Raw genomic sequence first — 22,886 nt, forward strand, 5'->3', positions numbered from 1 at the left:
ATCCACCGTCTTCGGACAGCACCGCGCTTGCGCGTGAAAAAGGTGACAACGATGCAACAGAAGCATTTATTCGCGGACCGACTCCTCGCCCAGATGCCGTCGTTACGGGCACTGCGATGCTTCGTCACCGCGGCGCGCTACGAAAGCTTCACACAGGCGGCGGAAGTGCTATGCGTCACGCAGGCCGCAATCAGCAGGCAAATCAAGGAACTCGAGGATTCGCTAGATGTGGCCCTGTTTGAGCGCACCGGGCGGCACATCGCGCTCACCGATGCGGGCCGCATTCTCTACAACGCATCGTATCTGTCGATCATGAATATCGCGGAAGCAGCCGAGGCGGTGCGTCGCTCGGACAAGCGCGCGCTGACCATTTGCGTCTCGCATACGTTCTCGGCTTTGTGGCTGTCGTTCAGGCTGCCCGAGTTCCGCAGACGGTTCCCGGACATCAGATTGCTCGTGATGGTGACCGAGCATTTCATGGAACTGGATGAACTCATGCAACCTGACGTCATCATTACCAAGAATCCGCCGCGCGAACCGGAGTACGAAGTCGAGCCGCTCTTCCACGACGTGGTGTATCCCGTCTGTAGTCAGCCGTTCTTCGAGAAACACTTTCGCGGACAGTCGTTGAAGCCGCTCGATCTGCTGTCGCAGCCCACGTTGAACCTCTCGCTGCTGGGACGGGCCCAGGTGTGTGAACACGTCGACTGGCGCGTGTGGCGAAACTGGTTTCAGCAAGGTGATGGCTCGGACAGGCTCACTGAAAACGAGCACTTCGAGAGTAACGACTATCGACTCCTCGTCGCCCAGGCCGAAGCGGGCGAAGGCACCCTGCTCGGCTGGCATCATCTCGTCCATCGCCAGGTCGAACAGGGCCGTCTGATTCGGCCGGTGCGTGACGCGCTCGAGTTCCACGACCGTCACCACTACCTGATCACGCATAAGAACGCGAAGCTTCGACCGGAGTCTTTGCAGTTCCGCGAATGGCTCGGTGAGGAAGTCGGCGCGATGATGCGCGAATGGCGAGGCGTCGAAGCGGAGACTACCAGGTAGCTTTCGCTCGCAACCGTTCGAACAGCATGAGCAGGTCCGTCGAAAGACGATTCTCCTGGCCGGATTCCAGAGCGCATCTAGAGCGCTTCCAGAGCATTAATGCAGGCAGTCCCATGTTCAGCGACCCCACTCATCCCGGAACCGTCCGGCCGCTTCGCTTTGGAATCGTGCTGTTGCCCAATTTCACGTTGACCGCATTTTCCGGTTTCGTCGACCTTCTCAGGCTGGCAAGCGACGAAGGTGACATGAGCAGGCCGGTCCGCTGTTCGTGGAGCATCGTCGGCGAGTCTTTTACTCCCGTCAGGGCAAGCTGCGGAATCCAGATCGCGCCGTGGACAACCTTCGAGGAAGCCGGGTCCTTCGATTACGTCGTGATCGTCGGCGGCCTGCTGCACTCGGGGCCGTCCGCAAGCAAAGCCACGCTCCAGTTCATTCGTGACGCAGCGCGAACGTCCGCCACCCTGGTCGGCATTTGCACAGGGGTATTCGCCTTGATGCGTGCCGAGGTGATGGACGGATACCGCCTATGCGTGAGCTGGTTCCACTACTGGGATTTCGTCGAGCGCTTTCCCGGCGTTGACGAACGCAATCTCGTTGCGGACCGGCTGTTCGTCATCGACAGACGGCGGATTACCTGCTCAGGCGGACGGGCCTCGATTGACGTGGCAGCGGCCATACTGCTGCGGCACGTCGAGGCCACGGTCGTGCAGAAGGCGCTGCGCATCATGCTTGTGGACGATGCGCAGAAAGGCAATGCTCCGCAGCCGCACCCTCCGGGACTCGAACCCGCGACGCACCACAAGGTAAGGCGCGCGATCCTGTTGATGGAACAGCACATGGGTCAGCCGTTGAGCCTGGGAGAACTTGCCCGGCGTCTCGAGATGTCCGTCCGACAGCTTGAGCGGCTGTTTGCCGCGGAAACGGGTAAATCGCCGCACGCGTACGGGCGGCAGATTCGTATACGGACGGCGTCCTGGCTGCTGACGAGTTCCGACCGAACGGTGGCCGATATTGCGACGTCCTGCGGCTTCTCCGACGCCTCGCATCTTGGCCGCGAGTTCCGCAAAGAATATGGCCAATCGCCGAATGCCTATCGGGTGGCTCGACCGCAGAGCGAGGCGCTAGCGCTGGACTCCGGGTAGCGCGGCCAGTTGGGCTTGTGAACGTGGAATGCAAGTGCACCGACTTCCCCTACAGCGCGCCGCCGAGACGCGACAGGCAGGAGGTCCCCTTTGACAGACAATGGATACGGCAGAACATGATTACCGGGCACGCGCACGATGACACAGTTCTTTTTGGCTTGAACGTCAAGAATGGGCGACGCTGTTACTCCATTGACGAGCGCGACTGGCAGCCTATGAAAATCGGCGCAACAGTGCTGCCCGGCTTTCTGTGGATTCCTGTCGCCGATGATGAGAATGGCGCCTGGAGCAGTTACTGGATGCGTCTGCAACCCGGAGCGCGCTCGTTCGAACACCGGCACGACTCGACCGAGTTGATCCTTGTTCTCGACGGCGTATTCACCGATGACGACGGCACGGATTTCCTGCCGGGACAGACGGTATGCTACGCGGCCGGCTCGCGGCATAGTACGTCCTCGCAAGCGGGCTGTACGGTACTGGTCGTTGCTCATACGGGGTCGACGATAGTTTCTCAATCGCCAGCCACGCGCGTCTGAGTCACGCGGACCATGGCGTTCATAGGCGGCGGGCGGCACGCTGGGCGAACATCGTCAAAGCCGCTCGTCATGCCTTTGCGAAAGTAGTCAGACACTGCTGCCCTGTTTTTTGACTGGAGGGGGCCGAAATGAAACCGACAGGCGCACGGACCAAGGGATACCGGCGGCTGATTCCCTCCGTGACGGCGCTCGTCGAGTTCGAGGCGGTCGCGCGTCATGGCAGCTTTACTCTGGCTGCCGATGAACTCGGGGTGACGCAAGCAGCGGTAAGCCGGCAGGTCAAATTTCTTGAAGAAACGCTCGGGACTCGGCTCTTCAATCGTCTGCATCGTTCCATCGAGCTCACTCAGGAAGGCGAAGCTCTGTATCTCGTGGTCGCCGAGTCGATGCAGAAAATCGCCGGCGTGTTCGACCGGTTGTCGAGCGGACCGGTCCAGCAGGAACTGGTGCTTGCGGCAACGTCAGCGTTTTCACACTTTCGCCTCTTGCCGCGGCTGGCTTCGCTCAAGAAGACTCAACCGGATATTCAACTCCGCATTTCAACGCAGATGTTCAACGCTGACCTCCGCCCCAGGGAGATCGATGTCGCGGTTCGGTTCGGAAACGGACGTTGGGGCGACGGCTCCGCAACCCTGCTTTTTGACGAGGAAGTCTTCCCCGTCTGTTCGCGCGAGTGGGTGGAATCGCGGGGCGCGCCAGCGTCGCTGCAAGAACTCGCCAACGCCGCTCTCATCGAGTCGGATTCCACCTCGGAAGGCTGGATGGGATGGGAAGCGTGGTTTCACGCTCTGGGCTTCGGGCCGGTGCGATTGAACTTTGCCCTACGCTGCAGCCTTTATACGGACGCCATCGAGGCCGCGCGCTACGGACAGGGCATCGCCCTTGGCTGGGGAAGATTGGTCCACGATCTTATCGAGGCAGGTGAGCTGATCCGATTGCCGGTCGCCTCGTTCAAGGTGAGCGATTCATATTACGTCGTGGTGCCGCATGGGCGCACCCTCACCCCTGCAATCGAAGGTCTCGTCGACTGGCTTCGGCAGGATTCCATCCAGCGCGAAGCGGCCGGGCTTTCGCATAATCCAAAGTAATGCCAGGCCGAAAATAAAGCGCATTGACGCTGTTTTTCGGCAATCCAATACTCAAGTCATAGCGGGAACAATCGAAGTCCCGACATACCTGAACGTTGGAGAAAGGCGATGTCCGAAGTGCGATTCAAAACCCATGGTGAGTTGATCCGGAGCCGTCAGCCCGGTCACGGCATGCCCGGCGAACTCTTTGGCCGCCACGACGTTTTCGAAACGGACGTCGAGATCTTTTTCCACAAGCACTGGATTCTGGTCGGCGTCACGGCGGATGTGCCGGAGCCGGGCGATGTGTCGGCCGTGGATATTGGCAAGGCCTCGATCATCATCGTGCGCGACGACGACGAAAACGTCCGAACCTATCGCAACGTCTGCCGCCATCGCGGCGCACGTCTGAAAGAGGCCGGGAAGTCGACGGTCGGCATGCTGGTGTGCCCGTATCATCAGTGGACGTACGATCTCGACGGAAGCCTGCGCCACGCAACGCACATGGGAAAGGACTTCGACCCGAGCTGCCGTGGCCTGATGCCGGTTCATACGAGGATTGTCGGCACGCACATCTTCGTTTGTCTCGACGAGCATGCGCCCGAGGACATCTCGAAGCTCGAAGAGACCATGACACCGCGTTTCGCACCGTATGACCTGCAAAACACCAGGATTGCCTTCGAGCAGGAAATCATCGAAAACGGCAACTGGAAACTCGTGATGGAAAACAATCGCGAGTGCTACCACTGCCAGGCCACTCATCCGGAATTGACGGCATCGTTCCTGCCGGAAGACTTCGGCTTCTGTCCCGAGAATCTCAGCGAAGAATCGCTTCGCGCGCTGGAAGCGTACAAGGCACGCAACGCGGCATGTCAGGCAAGCTGGGAGCGAGACGGATTCACCAGCGCCAGTGTCGAGCGGCTGGACGAAGATGCGGTCACCCAGTTCAGAACGCAGCAACTCGTCATCGCCGGTAACGGCGAATCACAGACCATCAGCACGAAGGTCGCCAGCACCAGGCTGTTGGGATATCTCGAGCGGCGCGATCTCGGCGATACGCACCTCTGGACACACAATTCGTGGACGCATGTCATGAGCGATCATGCGGTGATCAGCTACATCATTCCTCTCGCGCCGGACAAGACGCTGGTGCGCTCGAAGTGGCTGGTTCACGCGGATGCCGTCGAGGGCGTGGACTACAAGGTCCCGGATCTCACCGAAGTATGGGTTGCAACAAACATGCAGGATAAACACCTCGTCGAAATCACGCACGAAGGCACTCAGGATCCCGCCTACTCGCCGGGCTTGTTCTCGCCTTTCACGGAAACCTACGTGGAGCAGTTCTCGCGCTGGTATGCAGCCCGATTGAGCGCACACGGCATCTGAGCAGAATGAGCGCTATGAACTCCGTTGAAAGCATTCTTGACGCCGAACCCGCGGCCGCCGACCGACTGTCCGATCCCGACACGTGGGAGAGTGGCGGCAGGCTCTGGCCCAGTAGCGAGCAGCAGACCCTGACGTGCTGCCGCGTCGTCGACGAGACGCACGACGTCAAGAGCTTCGAGTTTCGCGCGAGCGATGGTTTGCCCGTGCGTTTCGAGCCCGGTCAGTTCATGACGGTCGCGGCGAATGTGCAAGGACGATCGGTCGAACGTTGCTACACGATTTCCTCGCCGCCCACGCGTCCCTATCTGCTTTCCATTACGGTAAAGCGGGTTCCGGGGGGAATCATGTCCAACTGGCTTCATGACAATATGAAGCCGGGAAGTCAGTTGAAAGCGTATGGTCCGTCCGGCACTTTCACGCCTACCGCGTCGCGTGCCTCGAAGTCGTTGTACCTGTCGGCGGGTTCCGGCGTGACGCCGCTGATGTCGATGACGCGCGCGAGCATCGACCTCGGGCTCGACCGCGATATCGCGTTCGTGCACAGCGCAAGAACGCCTGCCGATATCGTGTTTCGCGAGGAACTGCAAAGACTCGCGAAACTCTCCCCTCGGCTTCGCCTCTTCTTCGTATGCGAAGGAATCGGCAACGACGAGGCTTGGGCCGGCGCGACGGGCCGATTGAGCCTTCAGCTCCTCGCGGAATGGCTTCCTGATTACGCGGAGCGCGAGGTGTTCACTTGCGGTCCGGCGGGCTACATGGGTGCGGTAAGGAATCTGCTGCGCGAAGGCGGTCACGACCCGGCGCGTTATCACCAGGAAAGTTTCGATATCTCAGCAGGTGCCGCACCGGTGTCCGCCGCTGCGTCCGCCCCTGCGTCTGCCCTGCAAGAGAGCGATGCGATTCGGGAAACCGTCACGGTCAAGCTGGCCCGCTCCTCCAGAACGTTCACGATGAGCCCGTCGGAAACCGTGCTTGCCGCTGCAAAAAAAGCAGGCGTTGCAATCGCATCCTCTTGCAGCCAGGGTATGTGCGGTACCTGCAAAACCAGGGTACTCGAAGGCACGGTGGATATGCGTCACAACGGCGGGATTCGCGACAGGGAAGTCCAGAAAGGTTTCCGCCTTCTGTGTTGCAGCCGTCCGACCTCCGATCTGGTGCTGGAACTCTGATTGGCCCCTCCCATGAAACGCGCAACGTCGCATGCTGAATGTTCCGCGGCGACCGTTGCACTCCGATAAAGCGAGTCCCCATGCCTTGCAGCGAGATGATCGATGCGAGTACGCCCGCCGATCTGAAACGAACGAGCAATACTTTGATCGACGTCAGGGCCTACAGGCTGGCCCGGGTGCGGGAACAACTGCATAAGAACAACTGCCCCGCGATATTGTTGTACGACCCGGTGAATATCCGCTACGCAACGGACACGTCGAACATGCAAATCTGGACGGGGCGCAACCCGTCGCGATACGTGATGGTATTCGCCGACGGTCGTGTCATCGCCTGGGAGTTTCACAGTTGCGAGCATGTGTGGGATGGCCTGAGTCTGGACCTCGAAATGCGCAGCGCGGTCGGTTGGACCTTCTTCAGCGCGGGCCCGGAAGCCGAGCGCCGCGCTAACGCGTGGGGCGCCGAGATTGTCGATGCGCTCGGCAGACGTGCGCCGAACGAGCGCCGACTGGCCGTCGACCGGCTCGACCCCATCGGCGCTGCCTGCCTGACGAAGCACGGGCTGACTCTTCTGGACGGACAGGCCATGATGGAGATGGCCCGGACGGTTAAGTCGTCGGGCGAACTCGTGCTCATGAACGAGTCCCTGCGCGCGTGCGAGAAAGGGATCGAGCGCATGCATCGCGAGCTTCGGCCCGGCATGAGCGAACAAGATCTCTGGGCAAACCTTCACCACGAGAACATCCGGCATGGCGGCGAATGGATCGAAACGCGTCTTCTCGCATCCGGAGACCGGACCAATCCGTGGATGCACGAATGCTCCTCGAGGATCCTTGTACACGGTGAGTTGTTGGCGTTCGATACCGACATGGTCGGACCGAATGGCTACTGCTCGGATATCTCCCGGACATGGACGGTAGGTCATACCCGGCCGTCCGACGAACAGCGCAAGCTTTATGAGGCTGCCTATTCACAAGTTCATTTCAACATGGACCTGTTGCGCCCAGGCATGACATTCCGGGAGTTCTCGGAACGGGCCTGGAAGATACCGGCGCTATATCTGAAGAACAGATATAGCTGCGTGGCGCACGGCATCGGCATGGTCGACGAGTATCCGTCCATCGCGCATCAGGTCGATTGGGAAAGCGCTGGCTACGACGGTCAGTTCGAAACCGGCATGACGCTTTGCGTCGAAAGCTATATCGGCGCGGAAGGAGGAAATCAAGGCGTGAAGCTCGAGCAGCAGGTGGTCGTCACTGACAGCGGTTGTGTGCCGCTCACCTCGTGCAGCTTTGAAACCGGCTGGCTTTGAGGTCGGCGGGAGCGGCGCTGGTTCGGACACGGATGTCGTGGCACCAGAAAACACGGGCTCGCATGGCGATTCATGAGCCGTGCCGGCGGCATCTTTTCGTCTGCTTGCTGATCGGTCGGGGGCTGGCGCAACGGTGAATTTTCGGCGCTCTCAGCGAATGCTGGCGCGGCAGGAGTCTTGGCGGGAACCCGTGCCCTTTTGCGGCCTGTTATATGTTCCTACCGACCTCAGAAAAAAATAAAGCCCCGATTTCTCAGGGCTTTCGGACTTCTGATGCTGTACAGCATGTTGGCAATGTTCTGATGGTGGAGGTAAGCGGGATCGAACCGCTGACCTCTTGCATGCCATGCAAGCGCTCTCCCAGCTGAGCTATACCCCCCTTGCAGAACAGAAACGAAATTCTAGAGGCCAATCTTCGCTTTGTAAATACCCTTTGAGCAATTGCATGCGTTTTTTTCAGGAGCCGCATGCAAGGTCTTTCGATGCACGGCCCGAACGCGCTTCAGGCCAGCGCGCTTTCGATACGGCCCACGACGACATCGCGCCCGAACAGCAGCAGCACGCTGTCGATCGACGGCGTATGCGTGGTGCCCGCCACCAGCAAACGAACCGGCATCGCCAGTTGCGGCATCTTCAGCTTGTGCGCGCCTAGCGTCGCCTTCAATGCAGCGGCGATCGCTTCCTTCGTCCACTCCACCGTCTTGAGCGCGGCCGCCAGATCGGCGAGCGCCGGACGCACCGCATCGGTTACGTGCTGCGCCAATGCGTCGGCCTCCGGCGCCGGCGCGCGATAAAACATGGCGGCGTTCTCTGCGATTTCTTTCACCGTGGACGCGCGATCCTTCAGCAAGCCCACCACCGCGGTCAGATCCGCGCCTTGCGCGACGGCGGCTTCATCGATGCCCAACTGCGCGAAGAATGGCTTGGCAAGCCCGGCGAGGCGTGCGTTGTCCGCTTCCTTGATGTAGTGCGCGTTCAGCCAGTTCAGCTTGTCGTGGTCGTACTGAGCCGGCGACTTGCCGAGGTGCTCGAGATCGAACCATTCGACGAACTGCTCGCGCGAGAAAATTTCCGCGTCGCCATGCGACCAGCCCAGACGCGCCAGATAATTGACGACCGCTTCCGGCAGATAGCCTGCGTCGCGATAACCCATCACGCTCATCGCACCGTGGCGCTTGCTCATCTTCTCGCCCTGCTCGTTCAGCACGGTCGGAAGATGCGCGTACACCGGCGGCTCGGCGCCCAGCGCGCGCAGGATGTTGATCTGACGCGGCGTGTTGTTCACGTGATCGTCGCCCCGAATCACGTGCGTGATGCGCATGTCCAGATCGTCCACCACCACGCAGAAGTTGTAGGTGGGCGTGCCGTCCGGGCGAGCGATCACGAGGTCGTCGAGTTCTTCGTTCGAGATCTCGATGCGGCCCTTCACCGCGTCGTCCCACGCCACCACGCCGGTAAGCGGGTTACGGAAGCGCAGCACGGGCTCCACGCCCGCCGGCGGCTGCGGCAGGACCTTGCCCGGCTCGGGGCGCCACGTGCCGTCGTAGCGCGGCTTTTCGCCGGCTTCGCGTTGACGCTCGCGCAGCGCGTCCAGTTCTTCCGTCGACATGTAGCACGGGTACACGAGCCCCGCGTCCTGCATCTGCTTGAGCACTTCGCGATAGCGGTCCATGCGCTGCATCTGGTAGAACGGGCCTTCGTCGAAATCGAGGCCGAGCCATTCCATGCCCTGGAGAATGGCGTCGACGGATTCGGAGGTGGAGCGCTCGACGTCGGTATCCTCGATCCGCAGCACGAAGGTCCCTTTCATCTTGCGCGCGAACGCCCACGGATAGAGCGCGGAGCGAATGTTGCCGAGGTGGATGAAGCCGGTGGGACTCGGTGCGAAACGGGTACGAACGGAGGTGGTCATTAGCGGTTACTCGGAAGACGGGCGCCGGCGCCTCGGCAAACATCGCCAGCCAGGCGCGGCAGCGGACCGCGCCCATGCGGCAGAAAAACGCCGCGCACGGACACGAAGGAAATAAATGCGAGAGGCGAATTATACCTGCGGCTAGCGAGTTGCCCGCCCTCGTCCGAATGGCCAACGAGGCGGTGGAACCAGCGTGCAAGCGGCGTGCGCGACGCAATTCACGGCACCCGAGCGCTTCCTCTGCAACGTTTCATTACCGGGTCGCCGCGCATCGGGCGCTTTGATTTATGATGTGCGCGCGCCGCGGCCGGGGATAGAACCGCCGCGCATGGCATCGCCGCCCGCGATCCTCGTATGTTGACTACCCGCCTGATCGCGGCACGGGTTCACGCTGATCGCGCCGCCCGTGCCGTTGCTGGAGAACTCGTTGAAACCGTCATCCCCTCGCCTCGCCCGTCGCCATTTCACATTGGCGGCGGCCGCCACGGTGCTGGCCGCGTGCGGCACAACCGGCAGCAAGACCGACCGCACGCCGGTCGCCGGCACGCCCGCGGCGACCACGCCGCCGCTCGACAAACCGCAGCGGCCGATTCGCGTCGGGCTCGCGCTAGGCGGTGGCGCCGCGCGCGGCTTCGCGCACATCGGCGTGATCAAGGCGCTCGAGGCGCGCAACATCCAGGTCGATCTGGTGGCCGGCACGAGCGCGGGCTCGGTGGTCGGCGCACTGTACGCGTCGGGCATGAACGGCTTCGCGCTGAACAAGCTGGCGCTGACCATGGACGAAGCGTCGATCAGCGACTGGGCCATGCCGTTTCGCACGCGAGGTTTCCTGCAAGGCATTGCGCTGCAGAACTACCTGAACACGACGCTCAACAACCGTCCGATTGAAAAGATGGTGAAGCCGCTCGGCGTGGTCGCCACCGATCTGAGAACCGGCCAGCCGATCCTGTTCCAGCGGGGCAATACCGGCATCGCCGTGCGCGCGTCGTGCAGCGTGCCGTCGATTTTCGAGCCGGTGAAGATCGGCGGCCACGAATACGTCGACGGCGGCCTGGTGAGCCCGGTGCCCGCCTCGTTCGCGCGCAAGATGGGCGCGGACTTCGTGATCGCCGTGGACATCTCGCAGCGTCCGGAAAGCGGCCTGACCGCGAGTTCCTTCGACGTGCTGATGCAGACCTTCACGATCATGGGACAGACGATCAAGGCCTACGAACTGGACAAGTACGCCGACGTCGTGATCCGGCCGAATCTGGCCGCCATGAGCGGCAGCGATTTCTCGCAACGCAACGCCGCGATTCTGGCCGGCGAGGAAGCCGTGGCGAAGATGATGCCGGAGTTGCAGCGCAAGCTGGCGGTGAGCCGCGCGGCGGTGTAGGCAGGCGGTGCCTGGGTCAGGCAACACCGGCGGCGCGCGGCGGCTACGGCTGGACTGCGCGGCACGCAAGGCCCGCGCCGACGCGATACGGACACACCCCCGCCCTCCAGACGTAAAAAAAGCCTGCTTCAAACGAAGCAGGCTTTTTGTTGTCGCGCCACAACCGCCGGCGCAACAGATCAAAATCAGTTATTGCCGCCAATCGCCGCATTCACGCGTGTGCGCAGATCCTGACCGTCCTGATAGGACGTCTCGATCCTGCGTGCACCGGTGAAGCGCTTTTCCCAGTAGCCGCTATCCATGTCGTCGACGCGGATCGTGCTGCCCGTGGAAGGCGAATGCACGAACTTGTTGTCGCCGATGTAGATGCCCACGTGTGAGAACGTGCGGCGCATCGTGTTGAAGAACACGAGATCGCCCGGCTTCAGGTCGCTCACGCGCACCTTCTCGCCGACCCGGCTCATTTCCTCGGCGCGGCGCGGCAGCGCCATGCCAAGCGTGTCCTGGAACACGTAGCGGACGAAACCGCTGCAATCGAGTCCCGAATCCGGAGTATTGCCACCCCAGCGGTAGCGCACGCCGATCATGTTCAGCGCGCCGACGACCACGTCGCCCGCCTTGCCGGCCATGCCGGAAAGGAACGACTTGGCGCCGCTGTCGCTCCCGGGAGCGGCCGCACGCGAATTCGGGGAGGACAACGAATTCGACCCGTTGAGGGTCGAATATGAGGCATTCTGATTGAAACTGCTTACTTCGTCGGCGAAAGCGCCGGGAGCTGCTGCCATCAAGACGCCAATGAACATCCCGGCGACGACGCGCGTGCAAGCCTGGGTCAGGTTTCTGTGCTGCATTGGTCGGTATTTATTGCCTAAAAAACAAGGGTCTACGGAAAAAGTTTGGTCGATACTAGCCAGTAAGTATTCACGTGTCAAAACAAATAGAAAAATACAATCGAGACACGCACCCAATTGGTGAAAGAGTGCAAAATCAATGGTCAAGCGCCGCTTTCAGCAGCTTTCGAGTGTAAGGATGCGCGGGCGTCGCAAAAATCTGCTCAACGGCGCCGCTTTCGACGATCGAACCGTTTTGCATCACCGCGACGCGGTGCGCCATCGCTCCAATCACGGCCAGATCGTGGCTGATGAATACGAAGCCGAGGTTGTACTTCTGTTGCAATCCGGCGAGTAGTTTCAGCACTTGCTGCTGGATGGAAACGTCGAGCGCGCTGGTGGGTTCGTCGAGAACCAGGATGCGCGGCTCCAGCACCAGAGCGCGGGCAATCGCAATCCGTTGACGCTGGCCGCCGGAGAATTCATGCGGATAGCGCCACAGCACCGTCCGGTCGAGGCCGACTTCGCGCAGCACCGAAACCACCTTGTCGCGGCGCGCCTGCGGCGTCATTTGCGGGCGGTGCAGCGCGAGCCCCTCGCCGACGATCCGCTCGATGGTGTGGCGCGGCGAAAGCGAACTGAACGGGTCCTGGAAAACGACTTGCATGTTCGAGCGCAAGGCGGTCTGCTCGGCGCCGCGATAGCTGCCGAGCGCCCTGCCCTGAAATTCGATCTCGCCGTGCGCGGTGCGTTGCAAGCCGAGCAAGGCCATCGCGAGCGTCGATTTGCCGGAACCCGATTCGCCGACGATCCCCAAGGTCTCGCCCTGGCGCACGGACACAGTCGCATCCGCCACCGCGCGAAAACTCCCCGAACGGAACCAGCCGCTCAAACCCGGCAGCTTCGTTTTGAAATCGACCGACACCTCGCGCGCTTCGAGCAGCACCGGCGAAATCGGCAGCACCGGCACCACCGTGCGCTGCGGCCGACTGGCCAGCAGACGCTGCGTGTACGGATGCTGCGGCGACTCGAACACGCGCTCGACCGGCCCGCTTTCCACCAGCACGCCCCGCTCCATCACCGCGATGCGGTGCGCGAAGTGGCGCACGAGGTTCAGATCGTGCGTGATCAGCAGCACGGCCATGCCGCGTTTTTCGGCTTCGTCACGTTGCAATTCGAGCAGCAGGTCGACAATCTGCGCGCGGATCGTCACGTCGAGCGCGGTGGTCGGTTCGTCGGCCAGCAGCAGGCGCGGCCGGCAGGCGAGCGCCATCGCGATCATCGCGCGCTGCCGCTGGCCGCCCGAGAGTTGATGCGGATAGCTGTTCACGCGCTTGCCCGGCTCCGCGATGCCGGTGCGCCCCAGCAGCGCGACCGCGCGTTTGCGCGCCTCGCCCGCCGCCACGCCGTCGTGCACGACGACGGTCTCCGCAATCTGATCGCCGACCGTGTAAAGCGGGTTGAGCGCCGTCATCGGCTCCTGGAAGATCATTGCGATGTCCGAGCCGCGCATGCCGCGCATCTCGCGCTCGCTTTTGGCGAGCAGGTCCTCGCCGTCGAAACGGATCGACCCGCTCACTTGCGCGTCGTTCAGCAGGCGCAGGATCGACAGCGCGGTCACGCTCTTGCCCGAGCCCGATTCGCCGACCAGCGCCACGCGCTCGCCGCGCTGGATCGCGAGCGTCACGTCGTTCACCGCGACCGTGTCGCCGAACGTCACGTGCAGATGCTCGAGTTCGAGCAGCGGCCGCGTGACGGCCTCTTTTGCGCTGTTATCGACCGTGGCGCTCACTGGTTGCCTCCGGCGCGCATCGCATCGGAGATGCGGGTGTCGAGCGCGTTGCGCAGCGCGTCGCCCATGAAGGTCAGCAGCAACAGCATCGCGACCAGCACGCCGAAGGTGGACAAGGAAATCCACCACGCGTCGAGATTCGCCTTGCCTTGCGCGAGCAGTTCACCGAGGCTCGGGGTCGGCGACGGCACGCCGAGGCCGAGAAAGTCGAGGCTCGTGAGCGCCAGAATGGCGCCGCTCATGCGAAACGGCAGGAACGTGATGACCGGCGTCAGGCTGTTGGGCAATACGTGCCGCCACATGATCTGCCAGTTCGACAGCCCCATTGCTCGCGCGGCACGCACATAGTCCTGGTTGCGGTTACGCAGAAACTCCGCGCGCACGTAATCGGACAAACCGATCCAGCCGAACAGCGACAGCAGCACGATCAGCAAAATGAATCCGGGCTCGAAGATCGACGAAAAAATAATCAACAGATAAAGCTCCGGCAATGCGCTCCAGATTTCGATCAGCCTCTGCCCAACGATATCGACACGCCCTCCAAAGAAACCCTGCACCGCGCCGGCCGCGATACCGATGACCGTGCCGATCAGCGTGAGCACCAGCGCGAATTCCACCGACACGCGAAAGCCGTACAGCAAGCGCGCGAACAGATCGCGGCCGCGGTCGTCGGTGCCGAGCCAGTTTTCACGCGAGGGCGGCGCGGGGTTCGGCGCCTTCGAAAAGTAGTTCAGCGTGTCGTAGTAGTAGCGGTTCGGCGGATACAACGCGAAGTTGCCGGGCGTGTCGAAGCGCTGCTTGATATACGGATCGAGATAATCGGCGGGCGTGGGGAAATCGCCGCCGAAGGTGGTCTCGGCATAGGTCTTGAACATCGGGAAATACAGATGGCCGTCGTAGCGCACCACCAGCGGCTTGTCGTTCGACCACAGCGGACCGGCGAGGCTCGCCGCGAACGCGACGACGAACACGATCAGGCTCCAGTAGCCAAGCCGCTGCTGGCGAAAACGTTGCCACACGCGGCGCGCGGGCGAAGGCGATACGAACGCGCGAGCCGGTTCGGTGCGCGCCGCCGCATCGGCGGAAAGGCGGGCTCGATTCATCAGCGCTCCAGTTGTTCGAATTGGATGCGGGGATCGACCCACACATAGCACAGGTCGGAGATCAGTTTGGTCGCGAGACCGATCAGCGTGAATAGATACAGCGTGCCGAGCACCACCGGATAGTCGCGCCGCACCACCGATTCATAGGACAGCAGGCCCAGGCCGTCGAGCGAAAACAGCGTCTCGATCAGCAGACTGCCGGTGAAGAACGCGCCGATGAACGCCGCCGGAAAACCGACGATCAGCGGCAGCAACGCATTGCGAAACACGTGCTTCCACAGCACGCGTTTTTCCGACAAGCCCTTGGCGCGCGCCGTCAGCACATACTGCTTGCGGATCTCGTCGAGGAACGCGTTTTTGGTGAGCATGGTGACGACCGCGAAACTGCCCACCACCGAGGCGGTGATCGGCAACGTGATATGCCACAGGTAGTCGACGATCTTGCCGCCGAGGCTCAGTTGCGCCCAGTTGTCCGAGGTGAGGTTACGCAGCGGAAACAGTTGCAGGAACGTGCCGCCGCCGAACAGCACGAGCAGCAGCACGCCCAGCACGAAACCTGGAATCGCGTAGCCGATCAACACGACGAGACTGGTCGAGATGTCGAAGCGCGAGCCGTTGCGCACCGCCTTCGCAATGCCCAGCGGCACCGATATCAGATATGTCAGAAAGAACGTCCATAAGCCGATGCTGATCGACACCGGCAGCTTCGAGACGATCAGCGACCAGACGCTTTGATGGCGGAAATAGCTCTGCCCGAGGTCGAACGTCGCGAAGCGCTTGAGCATCAGCACGTAGCGTTCGAGCGGCGGCTTGTCGAAGCCATACAGCGCCTTCAATTGCGCGACCTGCTGCGCGTCGACGCCGTTATGCGCACGCAGACCGAACGGCGAGCCGCCCTCCGCGCCCTTGCGCAACTCGTGCTGCATCTGCTCGACCGGGCCGCCCGGAACGAACTGGATCACGGCGAAGGTCAGCGTCAGCACGCCGAGCAGGGTCGGGATCATCAGCAGCAGGCGTTTGAGGATGTAGCTCCACATAGTCGACGTTTCCGGTGCGAGGCGGTAAGTGGATGGGCGCTTCCGCGCGGCTGCGGTTACGGTTGCGACGACGATGGCGGCTGAGGCTGCGCGAACCACCACGTCGACGTGATCCAGCCTTCCGCGCCATAGTACAGAGGCAAGGTTTTCGGCCACGCGAGGCCGCGCTTGAACGCGACACGATGCGTCGCGCTATACCAGTGCGGCACCACATAGTAGCCATGCATCAGCACGCGGTCGAGTGCGTGCGTCGCGTCGACCAGTTGCTCGCGCGTCTGCGCATGCACGAGCGCGTTGAGAATCGCATCGACCGCCGGCGACTTCAGCCCGATCATGTTGTCCGAACCGTGGGTATCCGCGGCCTTGCTGCCGAAACGGTCGATCTGCTCGGAACCCGGCACCTGCACATCCGGCATGCGGATGGTGGTGGTGTCGAAATCGAATGCGTCCAGACGCTTCTGATAGACGGCGAAATCGGATACGCGAAACGTGGCGGTGATGCCCAGCTTCCGCAGATTGCGGATGAAAGTGGCGATGATCGGCTCCATTTGCGCGGACGAACCGGAGTCGTCGAGAATCTCGAAGCGGAACGGCTCGCCCTTCTCGTTGCGCAATGCGCCGTCGCGATAGGTCCACCCCGCCTGTTGCAACAGCGCCCGCGCCTGCAGCAGATTGGCGCGCAGCGAGCCTGGCGGATCGGTGTCCGGCTGCTTCGGCGGCGGGCCGAACACGGACGGATCGAGCTTCGCGCGCCACGGTTCGAGCAGCGCCAGTTCGCCCGGCGAAGGCAGGCCCTTGGCCTGCAAATCCGTGTTGGCAAAGAAACTGTCGATGCGCGTGTACTGGTTGTAGAACAGTTGACGGTTCAGCCACTGAAAGTCGAGCGCGAGGTCGAGCGCCTTGCGCACGCGCACATCCTGAAACAAAGGGCGCCGCGTGTTCAGCATGAAGCCTTGCATGCCCGTGCCGTTATGTTGCGGAAATTCGCGCTTGATCAGTTCACCGCTATCGAATTTCTTGCCGACGTCGCGCCGCACCCAATTGCGCGCGATGTACTCGACCATCGCGTCGTACTCGCCCGCCTTGAACGCCTCGAGCCGCACGGTGCTATCCGAATACAGCTTGTAGACGATGCGATCGAAGTTGTTCGTGCCGACCCGCACCGGCAGCGCCGCGCCCCAGTAGTTCGGGTCGCGCCGGTACGTGATCGTGCGCCCGTTGTCGTACCGTTCGATCAGATAAGGGCCGCTGCCGATCGGCTTTTCGAACGCCAGTTGATCGAATGGAGTACGGCTGCCGTCGGGCTTCATGCCCCACTTGCGCGAGAACACCGGCACGCCGCCGGCGAGCAACGGCAACTCGCGATTGCGCTGATGGAACTCGAAGCGGATCGTATGCGGATCGACCACCACCGCGCGCGTGATCTCGCCGAAGATCGACGCGAATTGCGGCGCGGCTTGCGGGCTTTTCAGCGTGTCGAGCGAGAATTTGACGTCCTCGGCGGTCACCGGATCGCCGTTCGAAAAGCGCGCTTTCGGGTTGATGTGAAAGGTGGCGGACAGGCCGTCCGGCGCAACGTTGATGTCGTCTGCAAGCAGCCCGTACGCGGACGCCACTTCGTCGCTGCTGCCGGTGGTCAGGCTTTCGAACATCGCGTTCACGCCAGGCGCGGTGTTGCCGCGCAACGTGAACGGATTGAATTTATCGAAGCTCGTGAGCCGGCTCGGATTGGCGAGCACGAGCGTGCCGCCCTTGGGCGCATCGGGATTGACGTAGTCGAAGTGCTTGAAGTTCGCCGGATATTTCGGCTCGCCGTATTGCGCGATCGCATGAACGGCCTGCGCCCGCGGCGCCACCAGCAGCCCAGCTACCGCCAACGCGCCGGATAGCGCAACGGCACATGCCGCGCGCCATGAATTCCGCAAACGCGGCACAACCGGTAGACCGACACGCGAGAGTCTGTGAATCACGCTGCGCCGAAGCGCGTGAGGCGTTTGAACCCGTCGCGAGCCAGTTGTCATAGGGGCCTTGTTGGTCAGTGGGCAAGAGCAATGTGAGAGAATTCTACCTAATAAACCCGCGCTATCCGCACGTTCCGAACGCATCACGTTCGCGTGCGCGAAGCGCAGACCTTATCAGGAGAATTCATGGGCTTCCTCGCTGGCAAACGTATCCTGCTGACCGGCCTGCTGTCGAACCGTTCGATCGCGTACGGCATCGCGCAAGCCTGCAAGCGCGAAGGCGCCGAACTGGCGTTCACCTATGTCGGCGAGCGCTTCAAGGACCGCATCACCGAGTTCGCCACCGAATTCGGCAGCGACCTGGTGTTCCCCTGCGACGTCGCCGACGACGCGCAGATCGACGCCCTCTTCGCCTCGCTGAAAGAGCGCTGGGACGGCCTCGACGGCCTCGTCCATTCGATCGGCTTTGCACCGCGCGAAGCGATCGCGGGCGACTTTCTCGACGGCATGACGCGCGAGAACTTCCGCATCGCGCACGACATCTCCGCATACAGCTTCCCGGCGCTCGCCAAGGCCGCGCAATCCATGTTCACGCCCGACGCGTCGCTGCTCACACTGAGCTACCTCGGCGCCGAACGCGCGATTCCGAACTACAACACCATGGGTCTCGCCAAGGCGTCGCTCGAAGCGAGTGTGCGTTATCTGGCGGTGTCGCTCGGCGCGAAGGGCGTGCGCGTGAACGGCATTTCAGCGGGCCCGATCAAGACGCTGGCCGCGAGCGGCATCAAGGGCTTCGGCAAGATTCTCGAATTCGTCGAGCAGAACGCGCCGCTCAAGCGCAACGTGACGATCGAACAGGTCGGCAATACCGCGGCCTTCCTGCTGTCGGATCTCGCGGCGGGCGTGACGGCGGAGATCGTTCACGTGGACAGCGGCTTTAGCGCGGTGGTGGGCGGAATGGCCGCCGTGGCCGAATAACCGTTGCTTGTGCCGCATGGGCGCATGGCCGAAGGTATTGCACGCGCAAAAAAAACCGCCCGGTGCGAGATTCGCTCCGGGCGGTTTTCTGATTCCGCGGCGACATCGACCGCGGTCTGAACGCTTAATGCCAGCCGCGCCGATTGTCGTAGTGGTTGCGGCCATAATCGTAACGGCCCGGAGGATGATGGCGATACCAGTCGTTCCGTGCCCAGTAGCGGCGGCCGTCCCAGTAGCGGTCGCCATGCCAGCCGATCACGACCGCCGGAGCGCCGTAATACACTGGCGCCGGCTGATACACGACGGGCGGCGGCGGCGGCGGCGGTGCGTAGACGGGAGCCGGCGCGACATAAACCGGAGCGGGAATGCCGATATTGACGCCGATGTTGACCCTACCAGCCATTGCCGCACCCGATGCGCCCAATGCGAAAACCCCGATCAGAAGCGGAACAAGACGAACGGACTTCATCGATCACCCTTTTGACGAATGTGTTGTTGGGCGAAATATAGCGCAAGGCGGCAGTCCGCGTATTTCAAGTTTGTAATAACTGATGCACGAGATCGCGGTGCCGCCTGCTGGGTTACGTCTGGTTACAAGCGGGGGAATTTCGATGAAGAACAGGGCGCGTATTACGCAATGAGACCTTCCGGTTCATTCGCTCTTTCGCCGTGGGCGAGCGCCGATGACACTCTTCGTCTTGTAGGTCACGCCATGCTGTTCGAGGTATTCGCGAATCAATTGCCGCACCACTTGCGAGGGCGTGAGGTCCTGCGCGGCACACAATTTCTCGAACGCTTCCTTCTTCACCGGGTCGATCAGAATCGTGAGTCGAGCGCTTTTCGTTTCCATGATGAGAGCGGCGTCCAGTTCAGATATGTTAATTTGATTATAATACACGGCGCGATGCGAGTCACCACCATCGAAGCCTCATCAACGCCACACGCGCCGCCGGCTTCTCAGGCCACTCGCTCATACGCCGTCATCATGCGGCCGTGAAGCACTTCGAGAAAAACAAACTGCGCGCTGCTAGCGCACGGCCCTGGCGCGCAGGTAGTTCTGGCCGGCCTCGGTAATCGACACAGCGCCCCGCCCGTTCGCCGGCACCGACACATATCCCGCGTTACGCAATTCCTGTGCAACCGACCAGTTCAGCGCCGGCGCGTCGCGGCCATATCGCTGCCGCGCAAGCCGCTCGAGCGCCCAACTGGCGGCATGAGTCAGGGTACTGCTTTGATTATCGCTTTCTGCTGTCATCTGCTTTCCTTGAGAATGCGCCCGTTCGATAAGGCGGGCATTGAAGCGGGGCCGATCGTTGAAGCCTCGCGGACGAACACGCTCAACGCGGCTGCCCGTATCGATTCCAGTCAAATCTTTTGCCGTATTCGATGCGCGTGGCCGTGGCATGCAGATTGACCGCATGTCGCGGCTCGAGTACGCGTGCCCGTTCGAGCATCGCGGCAAGAGATGGAACCTGCCCGGCTCCTTTCCATGCAAACACGGTGACGTTATGTTGGCTGCCCTCCGACGGCGCGAGAGCCACCGCGTTCGCGAAGACTTCCCTCAGAGCGCGCAGATAGCGCTGGAAGTCCGGCTCGTCCGTCACGAGATTCGCCACCATCATGCCGTCATCGCTCAAACGGCGACGGCAGGCCTCGTAGAACGTCGTACTGCCCAGTTCGGCGGGCAACCCGTCGGCGTTGAAAGCGTCGACCAGCAGAACGTCCGGCCGGTGATCCGTTCCGGTGACGAACCGCGCGCCATCCGCACATACCACGCGAAACCGTTCGTCATCGGGCGGCAGATGAAACTGGTCGCGCAGCGCGATCACCTCCGGATTGATTTCGACGGCAGTGATGGCCGTCTCCGGCAAATGACGGTAGCAATATTTCGCCAGCGATCCGCCACCCAGACCGATCATCGAAATGCGGCGCGGGGCCGGCCGCAACAGGAGAAAACCCATCATGGTGCGCGTGTAGCCGAGCGCGAGCGCATAGGGGTCATGCCGAAACATCGTGCTCTGCACGCCGCGCGCATCGAAGTACAGTGAAACGATCCGATCGTTCTGTATGACCAGCGGCTTGCTGGCCTTTCTCTTTCTGTTCATGGCTGTGGCCGGAATTCGCCGCGGCGGCATTCGGCGGGGATGCGTGCGCTCTTTCGCATTGGCCGCTCAGCAGGATTGCTGCGACTGCACGATGGCCGACAGCGTCTCGAGCGCGACGATCTCATCGGGCCCCGTCGCCAGAATGCGCACATGCGCGCCCCGTTTGACCCGCAGCGACATGACCGACATGACGTCCTTGGCATTGACGGACCGGCCGTTCGCCATGCAGACGATATCGCAGGCGAATCGTGCGGCATTGACGGCAAGCCGCGCCGACTGGTGCGCGTTCAAACCCCAGCGCCCATCCACCTGAACCGATGCTTCGACCACTCCGCCCCCCTCGTATGTGATTCCAACCCGCGTCGTGTCGTGCCGCCAGGGCGCGCTCCCCGCGCGCCCTGGCTCAATGCATCGACCCTGCCGCCGCCTGCGCGAAGAACGCCTGCAGTAGCGCGTCCCACGTTTCGTCCCGCAGCGCGAACTCGGCCGCGCCGAGCCGCTTCATTTCGCGATCCAGATAGATCGCGCGAAGCGATTTTGGACGCGGCGGGCCGACAAAAAACTTGCCGTCGTCGTCCAGAAACAGACACGGTCTTTGCCGGTAGCGGGCGCCGAACAGCGAGGTCGTGTCCTGCACGTGACGGGCCGACTCCTTCTGATAAACGAAGATCACATTGATCCCGCATTGCTCGAGACGGTCGCAGATATTGGAGAAGCGGTACAGCATCTGGAATCCACGTTCGCCGGCCTTGCCCACGCCGACGACGATCAGCCCGCGCTGCCCCATGACGTCCCGCAGATAGAGATGCGTGTAGTCGTGCGACAGCAGCGGAACACCTGCATTAATCACGTTCACCCCCATGCCGTACGCAGGCATTTTCCTCGTCTCACCTGAACCCGAAACGGGACCGACAAGGCTCTCGCCCGAGAGTCGCATTATTGTTACCATACCAGGATAAGTCAATGATAACGACATTATCATAGAACAGTGGCTTGTCCGCCGGTGCCGGCTGGCGGTTCCGAGGGCGTTTGCGCACGAAAAGCGCCGCTTCCCCCGGCGCCCCGCCTATCGGTCGAGGCGATAAACGCGCTCGCGCAGGTCGTCGATGAAAGGAACGATGGCGAGCACGATCAGCATGCCCGCGAGCGGCACGGTGGAGGCGTATCCAATGTGCTTGAAGCCCATCGCCCCGGTCACGCCGCCGGCAAAGAACATCGCAAGCATCGTCAGATGCACCTTCAGCCTGGCGCGATTGGCGAGCACGACCGGCTCCGCCGGCCCTGCCTTCGACGAATTCCAGTAGAACAGCTTGCCGAGCTCGATACCGATATCCGTCACGATGCCCGTCATGTGAGTGGTGCGGATTTCCGCGCCGGAGAGCTTGGTGATCATCGCGTTCTGCAGCCCCATGATGAAGCACAGCAGCACGACGGCCGCGGGCACGAACAGGGTTTCCCATACGGCCAGATGGCTGCCGAGCAGCCCGAAGCACAGCAGTAGAACGGCTTCGATCAGCAAGGGCGACGCGTACTGGCTGTTCAGCCGCCTGCGCCGCCCCCAATTGACGAGCACGGACGACGAGGCAGCGCCCAGCAGGAACGAGATCAGCGATCCGACGCCCGCCAGCGCCAGCGACAGGTCGCCCAACGCGGCCTGGTCGGCGATCGCGGATATCACGCCGCTCATATGCGACGTGTACTGCTTCACCGCGAGAAAACCACCGGCATTGGTCGCGCCAGCCACGAACGCAAGCGAGAAGCCGAGCTGCCTGTTGGCCTCGGCGCTGCGGTCCTTTCCCGTCAGAGCGCGGAAATAGTGTGCTGGCATTGGGTATCGATTCGAAGATTCGCCTGTCCGAACCGCGCGTTGGGCGTGAGAGGGACCGGCGCGGCAAGCTGGAGCTTCTGACATTCCACGCGCGCGGCAAGGTCGCATTGCCAATGCGCGGAACCGACGCGGCGCACTCGCGGCGCACTTTATGCGCACACCGACGGGTCATCGCGCGTGGAACTGGAACGATAAAACTGCTAGGATGATAACGCAATTATCATCAACTGCTAACCTGATGTCCTCCAGCGAAACAGCGCCACTGACGGTGAACAGCGCGCCGCATCACGAGCCGCTCGCCA

General features: G+C 62.1%; 22 protein-coding genes and 1 tRNA gene. 9 read left to right on the forward strand and 14 right to left on the reverse strand.

The window, feature by feature from the left end; genetic code table 11:
• The first annotated feature begins 51 nt into the window (after nt 1–51).
• From ACTJLC_RS01680 to ACTJLC_RS01710, 7 genes are all read left to right on the forward strand, one after another.
• Entirely contained in the window at nt 52–1,053 is a 1,002-nt protein-coding gene (locus ACTJLC_RS01680) for a LysR substrate-binding domain-containing protein (RefSeq protein WP_073427714.1), read from the forward strand.
• A 113-nt stretch (nt 1,054–1,166) separates the two neighbouring features.
• Nucleotides 1,167–2,195 carry a GlxA family transcriptional regulator gene (locus tag ACTJLC_RS01685; protein WP_073427653.1) on the forward strand — a complete coding sequence of 343 codons (1,029 nt, stop codon included), beginning with the start codon at nt 1,167–1,169 and terminating at the stop codon, nt 2,193–2,195.
• 116 nt (nt 2,196–2,311) lie between these two features.
• Entirely contained in the window at nt 2,312–2,731 is a 420-nt protein-coding gene (locus ACTJLC_RS01690; protein ID WP_073427652.1) for a cupin domain-containing protein, read from the forward strand.
• A gap of 128 nt (nt 2,732–2,859) precedes the next feature.
• On the forward strand, nt 2,860–3,819 hold the full coding sequence (locus ACTJLC_RS01695; protein ID WP_073427651.1) for a LysR substrate-binding domain-containing protein: 960 nt from the start codon (nt 2,860–2,862) through the stop codon (nt 3,817–3,819).
• Nucleotides 3,820–3,927: 108 nt separating this feature from the next.
• The gene (locus tag ACTJLC_RS01700) at nt 3,928–5,184 is read left to right on the forward strand and encodes an aromatic ring-hydroxylating oxygenase subunit alpha (RefSeq protein WP_073427650.1); all 1,257 of its coding nucleotides are present in this window, start codon (nt 3,928–3,930) and stop codon (nt 5,182–5,184) included.
• A gap of 14 nt (nt 5,185–5,198) precedes the next feature.
• The gene (locus ACTJLC_RS01705) at nt 5,199–6,353 is read left to right on the forward strand and encodes a hybrid-cluster NAD(P)-dependent oxidoreductase (RefSeq protein ID WP_073427649.1); all 1,155 of its coding nucleotides are present in this window, start codon (nt 5,199–5,201) and stop codon (nt 6,351–6,353) included.
• Between the two features lie 95 nt (nt 6,354–6,448).
• Nucleotides 6,449–7,663: a M24 family metallopeptidase gene (locus tag ACTJLC_RS01710; protein WP_374710265.1), complete on the forward strand. Its 1,215-nt coding sequence runs from the start codon at nt 6,449–6,451 to the stop codon at nt 7,661–7,663.
• 303 nt (nt 7,664–7,966) lie between these two features.
• On the opposite strand, the gene ACTJLC_RS01715 is transcribed toward ACTJLC_RS01710, so the two are convergent.
• Both ACTJLC_RS01715 and gltX read right to left on the reverse strand, forming a co-directional pair.
• A tRNA-Ala gene (locus tag ACTJLC_RS01715) sits at nt 7,967–8,042 on the reverse strand.
• 123 nt (nt 8,043–8,165) lie between these two features.
• Complete coding sequence (gltX, locus tag ACTJLC_RS01720; protein WP_073427647.1) at nt 8,166–9,575, reverse strand: glutamate--tRNA ligase; 1,410 nt, start codon at nt 9,573–9,575, stop codon at nt 8,166–8,168.
• Nucleotides 9,576–10,002: 427 nt separating this feature from the next.
• Between gltX and ACTJLC_RS01725 the strand changes: the two genes are divergently transcribed.
• Complete coding sequence (locus ACTJLC_RS01725) at nt 10,003–10,950, forward strand: patatin-like phospholipase family protein (protein WP_073427713.1); 948 nt, start codon at nt 10,003–10,005, stop codon at nt 10,948–10,950.
• Nucleotides 10,951–11,135: 185 nt separating this feature from the next.
• Here the strand turns inward: ACTJLC_RS01725 and ACTJLC_RS01730 are convergent, their stop codons facing one another.
• The 5 genes from ACTJLC_RS01730 to ACTJLC_RS01750 form a co-directional block, all read right to left on the reverse strand.
• A complete protein-coding gene (locus ACTJLC_RS01730) occupies nt 11,136–11,801 on the reverse strand; it encodes a C40 family peptidase (protein ID WP_073427646.1) in 666 nt (221 codons plus the stop codon).
• 136 nt (nt 11,802–11,937) lie between these two features.
• The gene (locus tag ACTJLC_RS01735) at nt 11,938–13,572 is read right to left on the reverse strand and encodes an ABC transporter ATP-binding protein (RefSeq protein WP_073427645.1); all 1,635 of its coding nucleotides are present in this window, start codon (nt 13,570–13,572) and stop codon (nt 11,938–11,940) included.
• Complete coding sequence (locus ACTJLC_RS01740; protein ID WP_073427644.1) at nt 13,569–14,675, reverse strand: ABC transporter permease; 1,107 nt, start codon at nt 14,673–14,675, stop codon at nt 13,569–13,571. Before ACTJLC_RS01740 ends, ACTJLC_RS01735 begins: the two co-directional genes overlap by 4 nt.
• Entirely contained in the window at nt 14,675–15,712 is a 1,038-nt protein-coding gene (locus tag ACTJLC_RS01745) for a microcin C ABC transporter permease YejB (RefSeq protein WP_073427643.1), read from the reverse strand. Before ACTJLC_RS01745 ends, ACTJLC_RS01740 begins: the two co-directional genes overlap by 1 nt.
• Nucleotides 15,713–15,768: 56 nt before the next feature.
• A complete protein-coding gene (locus tag ACTJLC_RS01750) occupies nt 15,769–17,733 on the reverse strand; it encodes an extracellular solute-binding protein (RefSeq protein WP_084561359.1) in 1,965 nt (654 codons plus the stop codon).
• 126 nt (nt 17,734–17,859) lie between these two features.
• On the opposite strand from ACTJLC_RS01750, the gene fabI reads away from it, so the two are divergent.
• Complete coding sequence (gene fabI, locus ACTJLC_RS01755; protein WP_073427642.1) at nt 17,860–18,651, forward strand: enoyl-ACP reductase FabI; 792 nt, start codon at nt 17,860–17,862, stop codon at nt 18,649–18,651.
• Nucleotides 18,652–18,775: 124 nt separating this feature from the next.
• Here fabI and ACTJLC_RS01760 read toward each other — a convergent pair whose 3' ends face one another.
• From ACTJLC_RS01760 to ACTJLC_RS01790, 7 genes are all read right to left on the reverse strand, one after another.
• Nucleotides 18,776–19,120, reverse strand: coding sequence for a hypothetical protein (locus tag ACTJLC_RS01760; RefSeq protein ID WP_073427641.1), 345 nt, complete (start codon nt 19,118–19,120; stop codon nt 18,776–18,778).
• Nucleotides 19,121–19,303: 183 nt separating this feature from the next.
• On the reverse strand, nt 19,304–19,501 hold the full coding sequence (locus ACTJLC_RS01765) for a ribbon-helix-helix protein, CopG family (protein WP_073427640.1): 198 nt from the start codon (nt 19,499–19,501) through the stop codon (nt 19,304–19,306).
• A 177-nt stretch (nt 19,502–19,678) separates the two neighbouring features.
• Nucleotides 19,679–19,906 (reverse strand): hypothetical protein, encoded by a 228-nt coding sequence (locus ACTJLC_RS01770; protein WP_073427639.1) that lies wholly within the window; start codon nt 19,904–19,906, stop codon nt 19,679–19,681.
• A gap of 82 nt (nt 19,907–19,988) precedes the next feature.
• Nucleotides 19,989–20,756 (reverse strand): fused MFS/spermidine synthase, encoded by a 768-nt coding sequence (locus tag ACTJLC_RS01775; RefSeq protein WP_090518702.1) that lies wholly within the window; start codon nt 20,754–20,756, stop codon nt 19,989–19,991.
• A gap of 66 nt (nt 20,757–20,822) precedes the next feature.
• Nucleotides 20,823–21,086, reverse strand: coding sequence for an HPr family phosphocarrier protein (locus ACTJLC_RS01780; protein ID WP_073427637.1), 264 nt, complete (start codon nt 21,084–21,086; stop codon nt 20,823–20,825).
• A 73-nt stretch (nt 21,087–21,159) separates the two neighbouring features.
• Entirely contained in the window at nt 21,160–21,606 is a 447-nt protein-coding gene (locus ACTJLC_RS01785) for a hypothetical protein (RefSeq protein WP_073427711.1), read from the reverse strand.
• 216 nt (nt 21,607–21,822) lie between these two features.
• Entirely contained in the window at nt 21,823–22,584 is a 762-nt protein-coding gene (locus tag ACTJLC_RS01790) for a YoaK family protein (protein ID WP_073427636.1), read from the reverse strand.
• Nucleotides 22,585–22,886: the final 302 nt, after the last annotated feature.

The sequence above is a fragment of the Paraburkholderia sp. 22099 genome (assembly GCF_052045835.1).
GTDB lineage: Bacteria > Pseudomonadota > Gammaproteobacteria > Burkholderiales > Burkholderiaceae > Paraburkholderia > Paraburkholderia terricola.